The organism is Myxococcus sp. AM009 (assembly GCF_013372605.1).
Taxonomy (GTDB): domain Bacteria; phylum Myxococcota; class Myxococcia; order Myxococcales; family Myxococcaceae; genus Myxococcus; species Myxococcus vastator.
Genome location: NZ_JABXEP010000091.1, coordinates 17934 through 33296 on the forward strand (window position 1 = coordinate 17934; position 15363 = coordinate 33296).

Here is a 15363-nt window from a genome sequence, read left to right on the forward strand (position 1 = left end):
GGCGCGTGGCGGGGGGAAAATCCGCCGGGAGGTCCACGAGGCCGGCGGGGGGGCCTCTGAGGGAGATGTGGACCTCCCGACGGAAAGGTGTCGCGGTCAGCCCTTAACTTCGCTTCCTCCGGCGAAGGCCAAGCAGGCCGAGGAGCGCCAGCCAGGACGCGGCGGGAGCCGTGCTGCAGCCACCACCGGCGAAGGCCCGGGTGAGCTCCACCGTCCACGAGAACGCCGCGGGCGTGCTGTCCACGTTGCCCGCGCGGTCCGTGGCCCGCACGCGCAGGGTGTGCTGGCCCTCGCCCACGTCATAGCTGTCCCGGCAGGGCTCGAAGGGGCCCCCGTTCAAGCTGCACGCGTACGTGACGTCGTCCTCGGAGGCGTCGTACTCGAAGGTCGCCGTCCGGTCGCCGCCGCGCGAGGGCGGCGTGCGCGGGAGGAACGTGTCGGGCTCCTGGGTGTCGATGCTGAACTCGCTGGGCGCGGAGGGCTCGCTGGTGCGGCCCCCGTTGTCGGTGGCGGTGGCCGTCACCGTGTGCGGGCCCTCCTCCAACGGCTGGCTCGGCGTGCAGCTCCACGCGCCCACGTCGTTGGTGGTGGTGGTGCAGAGCACCGTGTCGCCCTCGTACACCGTCACCACCGTGCCCGGCGCGGACGTGCCGCTCAGGGGCGGCGTCGACGTGTTGAGCACCGCGCCGTCGGCGGGCCCGGTGATGACCGGCGGCTCCGTCGTGGACAGGGTGATGGTGAAGGTGACGGGCGTGGAGGTGGGGCCAGGGCTGCCACCCGGAGGCGTGCCGGTGGCCGTCACCGTGTGCGGGCCTTCGGCCAGGGGCGTGGTGGGCGTGCAGCTCCAGTTCCCCGCCGCATCGGCCGTGGCGGTGCAGAGGACGGCGCCGCCCTCGTACACCGTCACCTCGTCTCCCGGCGTCGCCGTGCCGCTCAGCACGGGCGTCTGCGTGTCCAGCACCGCGTCCGGCGCGGGGCCGGTGATGACCGGAGGCGCGGACGGCGAGTCGTCGATGATGAAGTCCACCGTCGTGGCCGTCTGCGGCGCGCCCGGGAAGGTGGAGGTGACGACGGCGGTGTGCGGCCCTTCCTCCAGGTCCGGCGGCAGCATGCAGCTCCAGTTCCCCTCCGCGTCGGCGACGACCGTGCACACCGGGGCGGGGTCGCCGTCCAGGTACACGTCCACGGTGGCGCCCGGCGTGGCGGTGCCCTCCAACTCCTCACCGGCGGTGCCGCCCGGCGTCGGGGGCGTGACGACAGGGGCCGTCTGGCAGATGGAAAGCGCGTCCACGCGGAACGTCACCGCCGTGTCGGAGTTGTTGGCCAGGTCGCAGTCGGTGTCGACCAGCGCGACGCGCACGTCGCCCGTGGCCGCCGTGAAGTCGCGGGACAGGGGGAAGCCCAGGGGCATGGCCTCGGCGCGCGTGGCCGACCCCGGACCACCAGTCGGTGTGCGGCCCAGCGAGAAGCCCTGGACCTGGGTGCCCGCGTTGGCGTTGACGCCGATGATGCCGGGGTACCAGTTGGCGCCACCCGAGTAGCTCACCGCGCCGGCCACGTACCGGATGCGGTAGCGGCCCGGCACGCCCAGCCCGGCCTGGATGGCCGCGTCAGGCAGCACGGGGGCGTCGATGTCCGACACCTGCGTGCAACTCGCGTTGCCCTGTCGGGTGATGAACACGCTGACGTCCGCCGTCTGGCACGCGGCGCCGCTCTCCACGGTGCACGAGGCGGAGCAGCCGTCCCCGTTGGCCGTGTTGCCGTCATCGCAGGCCTCGCTGTCCGCCTGGATGCCGTCACCGCACGTCATGGCGCACACCGACGGGATGCCGGTGCAGCCGAACCCGTCCTCGATGGCGCAGGTGGCCGAGCAGCCGTCGCCCGCCGTGGTGTTGCTGTCATCGCAGAGCTCCCCCTCGTCGAGGACGCCGTTGCCGCAGGCGTTGGGGCTGGTGCAGGTGTTGGTGGTGGGGTTGCAGATGCCGCCTTCGCAGACGCCAGACGCATTGCAGGGCTGGCCGTCCTCCAGGAGGCAGCGCGAGGAGCAGCCGTCACCGTTGTTCAGGTTGCCGTCGTCACACACCTCGGCGCCGGCGCGGACGCCATCGCCACAGGTGGTGGCGCAGGCGCTGGGCGCGCCGCTGCACGAATAGCCATCCTCCACGCGGCAGCTTCCGCTGCAGCCGTCGCCGCTGTCGAAGTTGCCGTCGTCGCACGCCTCGCCGCTGTCCACCGTGCCATTGCCGCAGGTGAAGAAGCACTGGTTGCCAGCGCCAGGGCAGCTCCAGCCCGGCTCCACCGAGCAGGTGGTGTTGCAGCCGTCGCCCGCCGTGGTGTTGCCGTCGTCACACGCCTCGGCGCCCGCGCGGATGCCGTCGCCGCAGAGGGTGGCGCAGGTGCTGGGCGCGCCGCTGCACGTGTAGCCCGTCTCCACGCGGCAGGCCGTCGAGCAGCCGTCGCCGTTGGTGTCGTTGCCGTCGTCGCACGTCTCGTTCACGTCCAGGGTGCCGTTGCCGCAGCTGGCGACGCAGACGGACGGGCCGGTGGAGGGCGTGCTGCAGGCGTAGCCATCCTCCACGCGGCACTCGGTGCCGCAGCCGTCCTGCGGGTCCAGGTTGCCGTCGTCGCACTGCTCGCCCGGGTCCACGTCGCCGTTGCCGCAGGTGAGCACGCAGGCCTGGCCCGGGGCGGGGCAGGCGTAGCCCAGCTCCAGGGTGCAGGCGTTGGAGCAGCCATCACCCAAGGTGGTGTTGCCGTCGTCGCACAGCTCACCCGCGTCCATCCGACCATTGCCGCACAGGGGCGCGCAGGTGGACGGAGCGCCCTGGCACTCGTAGCCGCGCTCGATGCGGCACGCCGAGGAGCAACCGTCCGAGTCGTAGGCGTTGCCGTCATCGCACTGCTCGCCCGGGTCGATGTCGCCGTCGCCGCAAGTCATCAAGCAGGCCTGGCCCGGGGTGGGGCAGGCGTAGCCGGACTCCACGCGGCAGCTCGCGTTGCAGCCGTCGCCCACCGTGGCGTTGCCGTCGTCGCACTGCTCCCCCGGGTTCAGCGTGCCGTTGCCACACGTCTGGGCGCAGGCGCTGGGCTGGCCGGTGCAGCCGTAGCCCGGCTCGATGCCGCAGGAGGCGGAGCAGCCGTCACCGTTGGCGGTGTTGCCGTCGTCACACTCCTCGCGCAGGGACACGGCGCCGTCGCCGCAGCGGTCGTCGTACGCGTCCACGAACAGGTAGCGGAAGGCGTTGGGTTCGGTGGCGGCGTTCTCGTTGCAGAGCTCGATGCGGTTGAGGCCCGCGCGCCACGGCGCGTTGGCGCCGAACTCGCGGAAGATGTTCTTCTGCCAGGGCTGGCCCGCCGGCTCGTTGACGACGGTGGGCGTGAAGTCCTGCCCGTTCACCCGCGCGCTGTCGAACTGGTTGTCGTTGAAGGTGGCCAGCCGCAGACGGAACTGCGAGACGTTGGTCGTCGAGGGCACCATGAAGTCCTGGTACACGCAGACAGGCGCGCCCAGCGGCGCCGCCATGAAGCGGGCCGTCTGGATTTCCTGGGGCCAGTCGTTGGCGGACCGCGAACCGGTGGCCGCGCCCGTGGTGGTGCCCGTGTAGAACCAGTGCGGATCCGGGCCGACCTCCAGCCGGCGGTTGTTCTCGTCCACGCCGGTGTTGAAGACCGTCACGCCCGCGCGCACGCAGCGGCTGGGGCTGCCGGCGCAGGCGAAGCCAGACTCCACCTCGCACAGGCGGCTGCAGCCGTCGCCCTCGAAGCGGTTGCCGTCGTCGCAGACCTCCTGCGCGTAGGACGGGTGGGCGCGGTTGTCGAACACGCCGTTGCCACACAGGGACAGGTCGCAGGTCGCCGTGCAGTCGGAGCCGTCGCTGTCGCAGGCCTCGCCGGAGTCGACGACGCTGTCGCCGCACAGGCTCGCCAGCGAGCAGGGACGCCCGGGCACGTGGCACAGGTAGCCTGCCTCGAGGGTGCCGGTGGCGGAGCAGCCGTCGCCGCTGGTGGTGTTGCCGTCGTCACACTCCTCGCCGGGCTCGAGCTGGCCGTCTCCGACGAGGGAGGCGGACCGGCTCACGAGCACGGGCTCGGTGGGGGCCGGGGCTGTGCGGGCGCCGCCCGAGTCACAGCCGGTCAGGGATGAGAGCAGCGCGAGACAGAGCGCCGCCGTCTTGAAGAGGACACGCGTTTTCATGGGGATGTCTGCCTCGGTTCTCAGTGGGTGTCGGGAGAGGGCTCGCCCTGTTGCGTCTGCACGCCCTCTGCGTCGCCGACGATCTTGAACTCCACGCGACGGTTCTTCGCGCGGCCCTGGGTGGTGTCGTTGTCGGCGATGGGCTGGGACGGACCGAAGCCCTTGGACTCCAGCCGCTCCCGAGCCACGCCCTTGCTCACCAGGTAGTGCACGACGGCGTCGGCGCGGCGCTGGGACAGGTCCAGGTTGTAGTCAGCGTTGCCGCGGTTGTCGGTGTGGCCCTCGACGCGCACCTTCTCCACTTCCGGGTGGGCGATGAGGATGTTGGCCACCGTGTCGAGCAGCTTGTTGCTGCGCGCGATGATGACGTCCTTGTTGTTCTCGAAGTAGACGGCCTCGAGCAGCTGGATGCGGTTCTCTCCAATCTGCGCGAGCTGCTTCTCCTTGCAGCCGTGGTTCTTCGCCGGGCCGGGCTCGGTGGGGCAGTTGTCCAGCCGGTCGACGAGGCCGTCACCATCGGTGTCCTTGTCGGGGCAGCCGCGGTTCTCCTTGGGGCCGGCCTCGTTGGGGCAGCGGTCGGCGGTGTCGAGCACGCCGTCGTTGTCGTTGTCCGGGTCGGGACAGCCGTCCTCGTCCTGGAAGCCGTCCTTGTCCTCGGCCTGGTCGGGGCACGTATCCTTGGCGTCGGAGAGGCCGTCCCCGTCGGTGTCCGGGTCATCCGGGCAGCCGTCGTGGTCCTCGAAGCCGTTGAAGTTCTCCGCCTCCTTCGGGCAGCGGTCGGCCAGGTTGGGCAGGCCGTCGCCGTCGTCGTCCCCGTCCGGGCAGCCATACAGCTCCGACAGGCCCTCGTCGGTGGGGCAGCGGTCGGCGGCGTTCTTGATGCCGTCACCGTCCAGGTCGAAGTCCGGACAGCGGGCGGGGTCATGGGGTTGACCCTCCACACAGGCGTTGGGCGTGGAGGAGGGGACGCCGAAGTTGAGGCCGGCGAGCACCCGGAATGACGGCGTGCCCGGCGTGCTGCCGAAGCCAGGGCCACCCATGGCGTAGAGCTCCGTGCCCGCGGGCATGGGGACGCGCACGCCCAGCAGCACCTCCATCGACTCTGGCGCATCCGCGACGGGCAGGGTGCCGCGCACCACCAGCTCCTGGCGGAAGCCCAGCAGGCCGGCGGACAGGTTGACGCCGCCGTTCAGCTCCGTGCCCAGCTCGTCGAGGTGCGGCTGCGTGTTGGGGGACAGCGCATACGTCTGGGTCCGCACCAGCGCGCCCAGGTCGGCGCCCACGCGCCACGTGCCGCCCAGCTGCTTGCCCAGGCCGAGCCGAGGCGAGAAGACGAAGCCCTGGTCCCGGGTGAGCGTCTCCGTGCTGCCAATGGGCAGGGCCGCGCCGAGGTGCAGGCCCAAATCCATCAGCCCGCCGCGCTGCTCGGAGAGGATTCCCGCGCGCGCCTGGACCCACGGCGTGCCCAGCGCGCTCGTGGAGGGCGTGGCGACGCCCAACGCCGCGGTGTCCGGTCCCCACTGGGACACGATGGGCACCTGCGCGCCGAGCTCCAGCCAGTCGGTGATGGCGTAGGCACCGCTGAGGTGGACCGTCACGCGATTGGAGACGATGACGCCTTGCCGCGCTCCACCGGAGACGAGCACCAAGGGCTCCTTCTCATAGTGTCCGGTGAAGCCGAGGCGGTACTCGCCGCGGGACATGAGGTCGCCGGTGGACAGCACCAGGCTGTCGCGTGCACCGGGGTTGAGTTGCAGCCGCTCCAGCTCGATGCCGGGGATGCGCTGCGCCTGGGCCTGGGCCGTGACCGCCCAGAGGACGGCCAGCCCTCCAAGCCATGGGTGATACGGATGTGAAGACAAGAGTTTCTCCCCCTCAACGTGTCGCCGGAAAAGCGCACGCGGGCGTCCGCCATACTTGAGACAGAGAATGGTTTGCACACAACGCGCCACGTTTGTCGCGGGGGGGGACCTCAGAGGTGTGTGAGAGGGACCTGTGAAGTGGGTTGGGTCCGGACGCGGGCGGTTGACGTGTCAGCGCGTGTGTCGCGCCGCCCCGGACGCGTCAATGACGTGTCAGGCGAGGTCCCGGCCCCGGACGCCTAAGGTGGGGGAGGGGGCCTCCCGAGTCGCATGGCGCACTGCGTCAGGTTGGGACAGGAACATTGCGGCGTTCCCAGGTTGTTGTCCCCCGCGGGATTCAACCAAGATTCCGGGTCCTTGGGGACGCTGACGCTCAGCGCATCACCGCTCCTGTGGGAGCAGTTCCTCGTGGGTGCGCTCGACGGGGAGGCGGGGCTGCGCCCGGAGTTGCGCTCCATCCTCCCCCGCTGGCAGCGCTCGCGTCTGCTGGGCGCCCCGAGCACCGGGCAGCCGGACGAAGGTCCCAGCGTGGGCAGTCTGGCGCTCATCGAGCGCCGGGCCCGGCTGGAGCCGGTGTGGCACGAGCTGGGCGGCATGCTGGAGCTGTTGTCGGCGGCGCCCCTTCCGTCAGGTCGGGTGGCGCTGCTCGCGGACCGCGAGGGCGTCATCCTGGCGACGCGCAGCTCTGGCGGGGACTTCACCCACCACGCGGACTACGTGCGCCTGGTGGAGGGGGCCTGCTGGGATGAGACGTCTCGCGGGACGAACGCCATTGGCACTGCCCTGGCGGAGTCCTCCGCCGTCGCGGTGGTGGGGCCGGCGCACTACGCGCAGCGGCACCATGGGCTCGTCTGCTACGCGGCGCCGGTCCATGACCCCTTTGGGGAGCTGGTGGCCGTGCTGGACGTCACGGGGCCGGCTGGCGCGGCGGATCCGCTGGTGCTGGTGGCGGTGGCCAGCGTGGCCCATGCCGCCGAGGCGCGGCTTCGCGAAGTCGCCTGGGCCCGGGTGGCCGCGGTTGCGCGGGGTGGGCTGGAGTCGCGCCTGTCGCGTGAGGATGGCCCGGTGCTCGTCGTCGAGCCCATGGGGCGCGTGAGCCGCTGCAACGCTACCGCGCGCGCGTTGCTCGGTGAGCAGGGGCCCGTGGGCGTGGAGGCGGCGCTGGGGGTCTCGTGGCGGGTGCTCACGGATGCGGCGTTGCGAGGCGTGGCGCTGGAGGCGCGTCTTCCTTCGCAGGGCCCGGTCTGGCGCATCCACGCGGAGGCGGTGGGGACGGAGGATGGGAGCTCGGCGCTCGCGGTGCTGGTGCGGCTGGAGTCCGCGGGGGGCCAGTCCCTGCGCGCGCCGCGAGAAGCGTCGCCGTCTGGTGGTGAGCCCCAGGGCATGACGCCCGGGAGCGCGGATTCACGCCCGGCTGTGGCGGAGCCTTCATCCGTGGGCCGTGCGCCGCGTGCACTGTCCCGGGAGCAGTGGGGGGCGGACACGGTCGCGCCACATGGACCGTGGGCGGCGCTCAAGGGGAGCGACCCGCAGCACCGCGCCACGCTGCGAGAAGCGGAGCGCTTCGCGCCGACGAGCCTGCCGGTGCTCCTGCTGTCGGAGACAGGCACGGGCAAGGAGCTCCTCGCCCGCGCGCTGCACGCGGCCAGCACGGTCGCCACGGGGCCCTTCGTGGCGGTGAACTGCGGCGCGCTGTCGCCCGCGTTGCTGGAGAGTGAGCTGTTCGGCCATGCGCCCGGCGCCTTCACCGGCGCGCGTGTCGGCGGCGCGGAGGGAAAGCTGGCGGCGGCGGACGGTGGAACACTCTTCCTCGACGAGCTGGCGGAGATGCCGCCCGCGCTCCAGGTGTTGCTGCTGCGGGTGCTGGAGGACGGTGCCTATTCGCGCGTGGGTGAATCCCGCGTGCGGCGCTCGCGCTTCCGCCTGGTGGGCGCCACCTGCAGGGACCTGGACGCGGCCGTGCGCAGCGGCACTTTTCGCTCCGACCTCTACTTCCGCCTCCAGGGCGCGGTGTTGCGGCTGCCACCACTGCGCGAGCGCACCGACCTGCCTGAGCTGGCCCACGCACTCCTCAAGCGCCTGGCGGCAGAAGAAGGCCTGGCCACGCCAGGTCTCTCCGCCGCCGCGCTCACCCGGCTCGCCGCCCACCCCTGGCCCGGCAACGTGCGTGAGCTGAAGACGGTGCTGCGGTTGTCGTTGGTGCGTGCGGGCGGCGCCTCCGTGCTGGACGTGGACGCCCTGCCGCCAGGCCTGGGCAGCCCGCACTCGCCCGGGGGCCAGGTAGCGCCCCTGACCACCTCGCCGCTCGCTCCCAGTGCGCCGCGCCAGCCCGCCGCGGGTGCCGCCGCCGGCCCGCTGCGCGAGCTGGAGGCCCGCGCCATCCAAGAGGCCTTGGCGCTCAGTGGCGGCAACGTGGCGCAGGCCGCCCGGCGGCTGGGCATCGCACGAAGCACGCTCTACCGGATGGCGGAGCGCTTCGGCATCACGCTGCCCTCCCGCGCCTGAGCGTTCACTGGAGGACGGTGTCCATCGCGCGACGGACCTGTCGCGCTCCGCGCCATGCGTGTCCGGACAGGTGTCGCGGAGCGGGACACGACGCGCCGCGACGTCGACGGACGCGGGCACTGGCACGCGCGCTGCTCTGGGGGTGTCCCGTCTACCAAACCACCCAAGGAGAGCGCAGTGATCTACGCCGCCCCCAATCAGCCCGGCTCCAAGGTGCAGTTCAAGCCTCGCTACCAGAACTTCATTGGCGGGCGTTGGGTCGAGCCCACGCGCGGCCAGTACTTCGAGAACATCAGCCCCGTGACGGGCAAGCCCTTCTGTGAAGTGGCACGCTCCACGGCCGAAGACATCGAAAAGGCGCTGGATGCGGCCCACGCGGCCCGGCTCTCCTGGGGCCGCACCTCGCCGACCGTTCGAGCGAACATCCTCAACAAGATCGCCGACCGGATGGAGCAGAACCTGGAGCTGCTCGCTGTCGCCGAGACGTGGGACAACGGCAAGCCCGTGCGTGAGACGTTGGCGGCGGACATCCCGCTGGCCATCGACCACTTCCGCTACTTCGCCGGATGTATCCGCGCGCAGGAAGGCGGCGTGAGCGAGCTGGACCACGACACCGTCGCCTACCACTTCCACGAGCCGCTGGGCGTGGTGGGGCAAATCATCCCCTGGAACTTCCCGCTGCTGATGGCGGCCTGGAAGCTGGCCCCGGCGTTGGCGGCGGGCAACTGCGTGGTCCTCAAGCCCGCGGAGCAGACGCCCTCCAGCATCCTGCTGTGGACCGAGCTCATCCAGGACCTGCTGCCCGAAGGCGTGCTCAACGTCGTCAACGGCTTCGGCGTGGAGGCGGGCAAGCCGCTGGCCAGCAGCCCGCGCATCGCCAAGGTGGCCTTCACCGGCGAGACGAGCACGGGCCGGCTCATCATGCAGTACGCCAGTGAGAACCTCATCCCCGTCACGCTGGAGCTGGGAGGCAAGAGCCCCAACATCTTCTTCGAGGATGTGATGGCGCGCGACGACGACTTCTTCGACAAGTCGTTGGAGGGCTTCGCGATGTTCGCGCTCAACCAGGGCGAGGTCTGCACCTGCCCGTCGCGCTCCCTCATCAGCGAGCGCATCTACAGTCAGTTCATGGAGAAGGCGCTCGACCGCGTCCGCAAGGTGGCGCCGGGCAACCCGCTGGACACCGACACGAAGGTCGGCGCCCAGGCGTCCAACGACCAGCTGGAGAAGATTCTCAGCTACATCGACATCGGCAAGAAGGAGGGTGCCAAGGTCCTCATCGGCGGCGAGCGCGTGGCGCTGTCGGGCGACCTGAAGGACGGCTACTACGTGGCGCCCACCGTGTTCCAGGGCCACAACCGCATGCGCGTCTTCCAGGAGGAGATCTTCGGCCCCGTGGTGAGCGTGGCGACCTTCAAGGACTTCGACGACGCCATCCGCCAGGCCAACGACACGCTGTACGGCCTGGGCGCTGGCGTGTGGACGCGTGACGGGAACACCGCCTACCGCGCGGGGCGCGCCATCGAGGCGGGCCGCGTGTGGACCAACTGCTACCACATCTACCCCGCGCACGCGGCGTTCGGCGGCTACAAGCAGTCCGGCATCGGGCGGGAGAATCACCGGAAGATGCTGGACCACTACCAGCAGACGAAGAACCTGCTGGTCAGCTACAGCCCCAAGGCCATGGGCTTCTTCTGATGCGTGACGCCGGTGCCGGCCCCGGCACGGGCGGACAGGACGGCGCCACGGCGGTGGCCCGGGTGGATGTGACGCCCGAGGCCGCCGCCGTCATCCGTCAGCTCCGCGCCACGCACGGGCCCTTGATGTTCCATCAGTCGGGCGGCTGCTGCGACGGCAGCGCGCCCATGTGCTACCCCGTGGGGGACTTCCGCGTGGGCCAGCGAGACGTCTTCCTGGGCGAGGTGGAGGGCTGCCCCGTCTACATCGGCGGCGCGCAGTTCGAGTACTGGCAGCACACGCACCTCACCCTGGACGTGGTGAAGGGGCGGGGCGCGGGCTTCAGCCTGGAGTCCCCGCTGGGCGTGCGCTTCCTCACCCGCAGCCGCGTCTTCACGGACGAGGAATACGAAAGGATGAAGCACGCGCCGCCGCCCCGACGCGGACCTCCGGAGTAGCGGCCTCCGCGGGCCTACGCCGCCTCGTCGAACACTTCCAGCGCGTCACGCACGCCGGGCAGCGCGGCGAGCAGCTCGAATTCGTCGGACTGGAGCATGGCGACGCGGCGGCCGGAGAGGCGCTCCATGAGGAGCTCGATGCGGTGTTCGCCCTTCCCCGTCGCGTGGCGGAAGATGCGCGCGCGGAAGCCCTCCGCGTGGCACGCGAGGATGTCCTTCTGGAGGCTGCGCAGCCGCCGGACCACCTTCAGCGCCGCTCGCCCCTCGGGGGTCTCGAACGTGTGGAAGTGCCGGTTGCGCGACAGCGGCTTGCTGGGGTCATGGAGCCTCTCCACGAGGCGCCGAACGAATGGGTCCATCGACGAAGGAGGATAACATCCGGTACCCTGGGCCTCAGCGATGCACCGTCATTTTCGAATCAGACCGTGGACCCTGGCGCTCCTTCCACTGCTTGCTTGCAAAGAGCCGGAGGTTGCCGCCGCGGAGAACAAGGCCAGGCGGGCTCAGGTCGCATTGACTGAAGCCCGCGGCCACCTGTCCAGCGGACAGGCCAACGCCGCGCTTGCCGCACTGCGCAGGGCCGCCACCGCGGCGCCTGACAGTCCGGAGCCGCACCTGCTCATGGCGCAGGCCCACCGCATGGCGGGCAACGAGGGCGCCGCCATCCTGGCGCTGAAGCAGGCCGCCGCCATGTCGCCGGGCTCGGACCCCACCATCCAGCGCCAGCTGGCCGACATCTACCTCCAGCAGGGCCTCACCCAGGACGCGCTCGCGGCGCTCATCACCATGCGCGACGCGGGCAACCTGCCGGACGCGGACGTCCTGCGGCTGGCCCGTATCCAGGCGCGTGAGGGGCAGATTGATGCCGCCTTCAAGACGCTGGAGAACCTCCTGCGGGAGAACCCCGACGACGCCGAGGCCAAGTCCGTCGAGGCCGAGGTGCTCTGGCTCAAGGGCGACGAGCTCCTGGCCGCCAACCTCATGGACCGGCTCCTCAACCAGGACCCGGGGCTGGCCTCCGCGCGGCTCTTGCGCGCGCGCTACTTCCTGGTCAGCGGCTTCCCGGACCTGGCCGAGTCCGACCTGAACGCCGTGAAGGGGGCTGACGCGGAGCGGCCGGAGGTGGTGACGCTGCGCGCGCGGGTGCTGCTGGCCCAGGGCCGGGCCTCGGACGCGGAGGAGGCCCTGCGCAAGCTGGTGGAGGCGCAGCCGCAGAACGCCGACGCGCTGGCGTGGCTGGCGGAGACGGTGCGCATTCAGGGCCGCCGCGCGGATGCGCAGGCTCTGGTGGACCAGGCGCTCCAGCTCAACCCCCGGCTGGCCCGGGCGCAGTACGTGCGCGGGCGCTCCCTGGAGGAGCAAGGGGACCTCCGCGGCGCGGAGGAGGCCTACCGCTTCGCGCTGTCCGCGGAGCCCCGCTTCGCGCCCGTGCATGCCCGGATGTGGCGCATCCACCTGAAGGCGGACCGCGTCACGGACGCGGAGACGTCACTGGAGCTGCTGCTGAGCATGAGCGAGGCCACCCTCGAGGAGAAGGCCCAGCTCGCCGCCCTCTATGCGCGGATGCAGACGAAGGTGACGCGGGGCCTCGAGCTCATTGACGAGGCCCTGAAGCGGGATCCGGAGAACCCGGGCTACCTCCGCACCCAGAAGGCGCTGAAGGCGCTGCTGCCGAAGCCCAAGAAGAAGTCCTCGGGCCCGATCATCATCCGCGGCCGCCGCTGACCACCGCCAGCGGCGCGGCCTCCGGCGCGGGCAGGCCGGGGGCCTCCGCCACCACGCGCTCCAGGGCCTTGAGGCCCTTGCGCTGGCCCACCGCCACCACCGTGAGGTTCTCCCGGTTGAAGTAGCGCCGGGCCACCTCCCGCACGCGGGCGGCGGACTGCGAGTCCACCAGGTCGGCGCGGTGGCCAAACGACTCCGGCGTGCGGAACAGCTCCGTGCCGCCGAACCAGCCGGCCAGCTCGCCCGGCGAGTCCTGGGAGAACTCCAGCAGCATGCGGTGCCGGCGCTTGGCGCGCGTCAGCTCCTCTTCCCCCACCTCGTGCTCACAGAGCGTGGCCAGCACGCGGAAGGCCTCGGTGATGACCGTCGCGGCCTTCTCCGGGGCGCTGGCGGCTTCAATCTCGAGGAGCCCCGCGTCGTGGTAGCCGTCCAGCGACGCGCTCACGGAGTACGCCAGCCCGCGCTTCTCCACGATTTCGTAAGGCAGCCGCGAGGACAGGCCGTCATCCAGCACGCGGCGGATGATCTGCAGCGCGGGGTAGTCCTCGTGCTGCTCGGGGACGCCGCGGAAGTTGAGGCGGAACTCCGTCTGCGACTCGTCATGGCTGACGAAGTGCAGGCGGGGGCCCGCGGGCGTGAGGGGCGGCGGCGCCTCCACGCTGGACGGACCACGCGGGAGGCGGGCGAAGGCGCGCTCGGTCATCTCCAGGACCTCCGAGTGCTTCACCCGGCCGGCGGCGGTGACGACGATGTTCCCCGCGACGTAGTGCTGGGCGAAGTGCTCCAGGATTTGCGGGTGCGTCAGGCGGGTGACGGACTCACGCGTGCCGGCGATCTTCAGGGCCAGCGGGTGACCGGGGAAGAGCAGGTGCTTGGACAGGTTGTCCAGGTCGATGTCCCGGCCCTTCTCGTCCACCTCGTCGAGCATCTCCTCGAGGATGATCTGCCGCTCCACCTCCATGTCGGTGAGGCGGGGGCGGGTGAGCATGTCGCCGATGATGTCCAGGCCCACGCGCAGGTGCGCGGGGTGGATGGGCGTGTAGTAGTACCCGTGGTCTCGGGTGGTGACGCCGTTGAGGTTGCCGCCGACCTCCTCCACGGCCGCGTTCATCTTCACCGTGTCCGGCCAGCCTTCGCTGCCTCGGAAGAAGAGGTGCTCCAGGTAGTGGCTGACGCCATTGCTGAGGAGCGTCTCGTGACGGCTGCCCGTCCGCACGTAGACGGCGAGCAGGGCGGTGTGGAGGTGGGGCGTCTCGACAGTGACGACGCGCAGCCCGGAGGGCAGCACGTCCCGGTACGTAGCGAAGCTCATGCGCGAGGAAGCCTTAACACGAAGGCCGTCCCCTGGCCGGGAATACTCTGGCAGGAGAGCGAGCCACCGTGCGCCTGGAGGATTTGCTGACTGACGGCCAGGCCCAGGCCGGTGCCTCCCTCCTTGGTGGTGAAGAAGGGCTCGAAGAGGTGCTGGCGGACCTCCTCCGTCATGCCCTGTCCGGTATCCCTCACCGTGACTTCCACGGCGTCCTCCGCAGGACGGGTGATGATGGTGAGGCGGCCGCCGGAGGGCATGGCCTCGCGGCTGTTGCGCAGCAGGTTGAGGAAGACCTGCCGCAGCTGGCCCTCGTCTGCGAGCACGTGCGGGGTATCCAGGGCGAAGTCGCGCACCACGTTCACGCCGGCGCGCTCCAGCTCCTCGCGGGTGAAGTCGAGCACGGTGTCCAGCACGGCGGTGACGTCGCGAGGGTCCAGGTCGGGCCGGGGCGGGCGGGCCATGCGCAGGTACTGCTCGGTGACGTCCGCCAGGCGGTCCACCTCCTGGGTGACGGCGCCGATGAGGTCCTTCACCTCGGCGGCGTCCTCGGGGGTGGCGAAGCGGGCGGCTTCAAAGCCGTCCTGGAGCAGCTCCACGTTGAGGCCAATGGAGGACAGGGGGTTGCGCACCTCGTGGACGATTTGGGCGGAGATGCGGCCGACGGCGGCCAGCTGCTCGGCGCGCATGAGGGCCTCGGCCTGGGCCTTGAGCTGGGCTTCGCGGGCCTGGAGGGAGCGGGCCATCTGGTCGAACTCCCGGGCCAGGACGGCCACCTCGTCGTCGCCGCGCACGCCGAGCTGGGCGTTGTAGTCACCGCGGCCGATGCGGGACACGCCGCGGATGAGGTTGCGCATGGGGCGCAGGGTGCGTGCGGACCAGGCGGTGGCGCCCACGCCCACGGCGATGGCGGCCACGGAGAAGCCGATGATGAAGAGGCCGGTGGTGCGCTCGCGCTCCTCGGCGCCGTCCACGCGCTCGCGGATGCGGTTGGACAGGGCGGCGCGCAGCACGCGAATCTCGCGGCCGATGGCGTTCTCCTCTTGCCGCAGTCTGGCGGTGGCGACGGCGACCTGCTCCCGGTCCGGGTTCTCCGTGGCCAGGGCGGTGAAGACGGCCTCGGCGGCGCGGCCGTAGTCGCGGTAGCGGACCTGGAGCTCGCCGAAGCGGTCCTCCAGGCCCCGGATGAAGGGCACTTCGCTGTCAGGGGCGGAGGCCAGCACCTCGTGCGCCTTGGCCTGGGCGGCGGCGAGCCGCTGGGTCATGAGGGGCGAATTGTAGGTCCGGGCCAGCCGGATGAAGGCGCGGCGGATTTCGACGTTGCCCTCTTGAATGAGGCGCTCGGTGTCCTTCTCTTGGGTTGCGTGGAAGGTCTCCAGCTCCGCGGCGTCCTGGGAGAGCTGGAGGTAGCCCTGGCTCACCAGCCGTATCTCCAGCCGGTTGCGGTGGAGCTCCGTCACGCTGAACAGGGACACCAGCCCGAAGGTGCCGAGCACCACGGCGTAGCCCAGGAAGATGCGTGTCGCGAGGGAGAGCTTCACGGGCATTCCTCGCTACGTGGCGGGCCGTCCAGCCGCAAGTCTCGTCTCCAGGGGGCGCGGGCGCCTGCTCGGGGGCCGCCGGCCGTCTCTT

General features: G+C 71.1%; 9 protein-coding genes. 4 read left to right on the forward strand and 5 right to left on the reverse strand.

Going from position 1 to position 15363, the window contains the following annotated elements; translation table 11 throughout:
• Positions 1-103: 103 nt before the first annotated feature.
• Entirely contained in the window at positions 104-4195 is a 4092-nt protein-coding gene (locus tag HV824_RS21935) for a DUF4215 domain-containing protein (protein WP_176420602.1), read from the reverse strand.
• Positions 4196-4215: 20 nt separating this feature from the next.
• A complete protein-coding gene (locus HV824_RS21940) occupies positions 4216-6057 on the reverse strand; it encodes an OmpA family protein (RefSeq protein WP_176420601.1) in 1842 nt (613 codons plus the stop codon).
• A 357-nt stretch (positions 6058-6414) separates the two neighbouring features.
• Here HV824_RS21940 and HV824_RS21945 point away from each other — a divergent pair, with 357 nt between their 5' ends.
• The 3 genes from HV824_RS21945 (at position 6415) to HV824_RS21955 (ending at position 10697) form a co-directional block, all read left to right on the forward strand.
• The gene (locus HV824_RS21945) at positions 6415-8562 is read left to right on the forward strand and encodes a sigma-54-dependent Fis family transcriptional regulator (protein WP_176424140.1); all 2148 of its coding nucleotides are present in this window, start codon (positions 6415-6417) and stop codon (positions 8560-8562) included.
• A gap of 177 nt (positions 8563-8739) precedes the next feature.
• The gene (adh, locus tag HV824_RS21950) at positions 8740-10260 is read left to right on the forward strand and encodes an aldehyde dehydrogenase (RefSeq protein WP_176424141.1); all 1521 of its coding nucleotides are present in this window, start codon (positions 8740-8742) and stop codon (positions 10258-10260) included.
• Positions 10260-10697, forward strand: a complete 438-nt coding sequence (locus HV824_RS21955) for a DUF779 domain-containing protein (RefSeq protein WP_176424142.1) — start codon at positions 10260-10262, stop codon at positions 10695-10697. The genes adh and HV824_RS21955 overlap by 1 nt, the downstream gene beginning before the upstream one ends.
• A gap of 14 nt (positions 10698-10711) precedes the next feature.
• Here HV824_RS21955 and HV824_RS21960 read toward each other — a convergent pair whose 3' ends face one another.
• Positions 10712-11056, reverse strand: a complete 345-nt coding sequence (locus HV824_RS21960) for a hypothetical protein (RefSeq protein ID WP_176424143.1) — start codon at positions 11054-11056, stop codon at positions 10712-10714.
• Positions 11057-11096: 40 nt separating this feature from the next.
• Here HV824_RS21960 and HV824_RS21965 point away from each other — a divergent pair, with 40 nt between their 5' ends.
• Positions 11097-12422, forward strand: coding sequence for a tetratricopeptide repeat protein (locus tag HV824_RS21965; RefSeq protein WP_176424144.1), 1326 nt, complete (start codon positions 11097-11099; stop codon positions 12420-12422).
• Here the strand turns inward: HV824_RS21965 and HV824_RS21970 are convergent.
• Both HV824_RS21970 and HV824_RS21975 read right to left on the reverse strand, forming a co-directional pair.
• Entirely contained in the window at positions 12403-13734 is a 1332-nt protein-coding gene (locus HV824_RS21970) for a pitrilysin family protein (protein WP_176412834.1), read from the reverse strand. The two genes, HV824_RS21965 and HV824_RS21970, sit on opposite strands and share 20 nt — an antisense overlap.
• Complete coding sequence (locus HV824_RS21975; protein ID WP_176424145.1) at positions 13731-15278, reverse strand: HAMP domain-containing sensor histidine kinase; 1548 nt, start codon at positions 15276-15278, stop codon at positions 13731-13733. The genes HV824_RS21970 and HV824_RS21975 overlap by 4 nt, the downstream gene beginning before the upstream one ends.
• Positions 15279-15363 lie beyond the last annotated feature (85 nt).

What these genes read in the sequence shown, in the direction of transcription:
- HV824_RS21975 (WP_176424145.1), bottom strand. Translation starts at nt 15,278, where the DNA reads ATGCCCGTGAAGCTCTCCCTCGCGACACGCATCTTCCTGGGCTACGCC.
- HV824_RS21955 (WP_176424142.1), top strand. Translation starts at nt 10,260, where the DNA reads ATGCGTGACGCCGGTGCCGGCCCCGGCACGGGCGGACAGGACGGCGCC.
- HV824_RS21970 (WP_176412834.1), bottom strand. Translation starts at nt 13,734, where the DNA reads ATGAGCTTCGCTACGTACCGGGACGTGCTGCCCTCCGGGCTGCGCGTC.
- HV824_RS21935 (WP_176420602.1), bottom strand. Translation starts at nt 4,195, where the DNA reads ATGAAAACGCGTGTCCTCTTCAAGACGGCGGCGCTCTGTCTCGCGCTG.
- HV824_RS21965 (WP_176424144.1), top strand. Translation starts at nt 11,097, where the DNA reads ATGCACCGTCATTTTCGAATCAGACCGTGGACCCTGGCGCTCCTTCCA.
- HV824_RS21960 (WP_176424143.1), bottom strand. Translation starts at nt 11,056, where the DNA reads ATGGACCCATTCGTTCGGCGCCTCGTGGAGAGGCTCCATGACCCCAGC.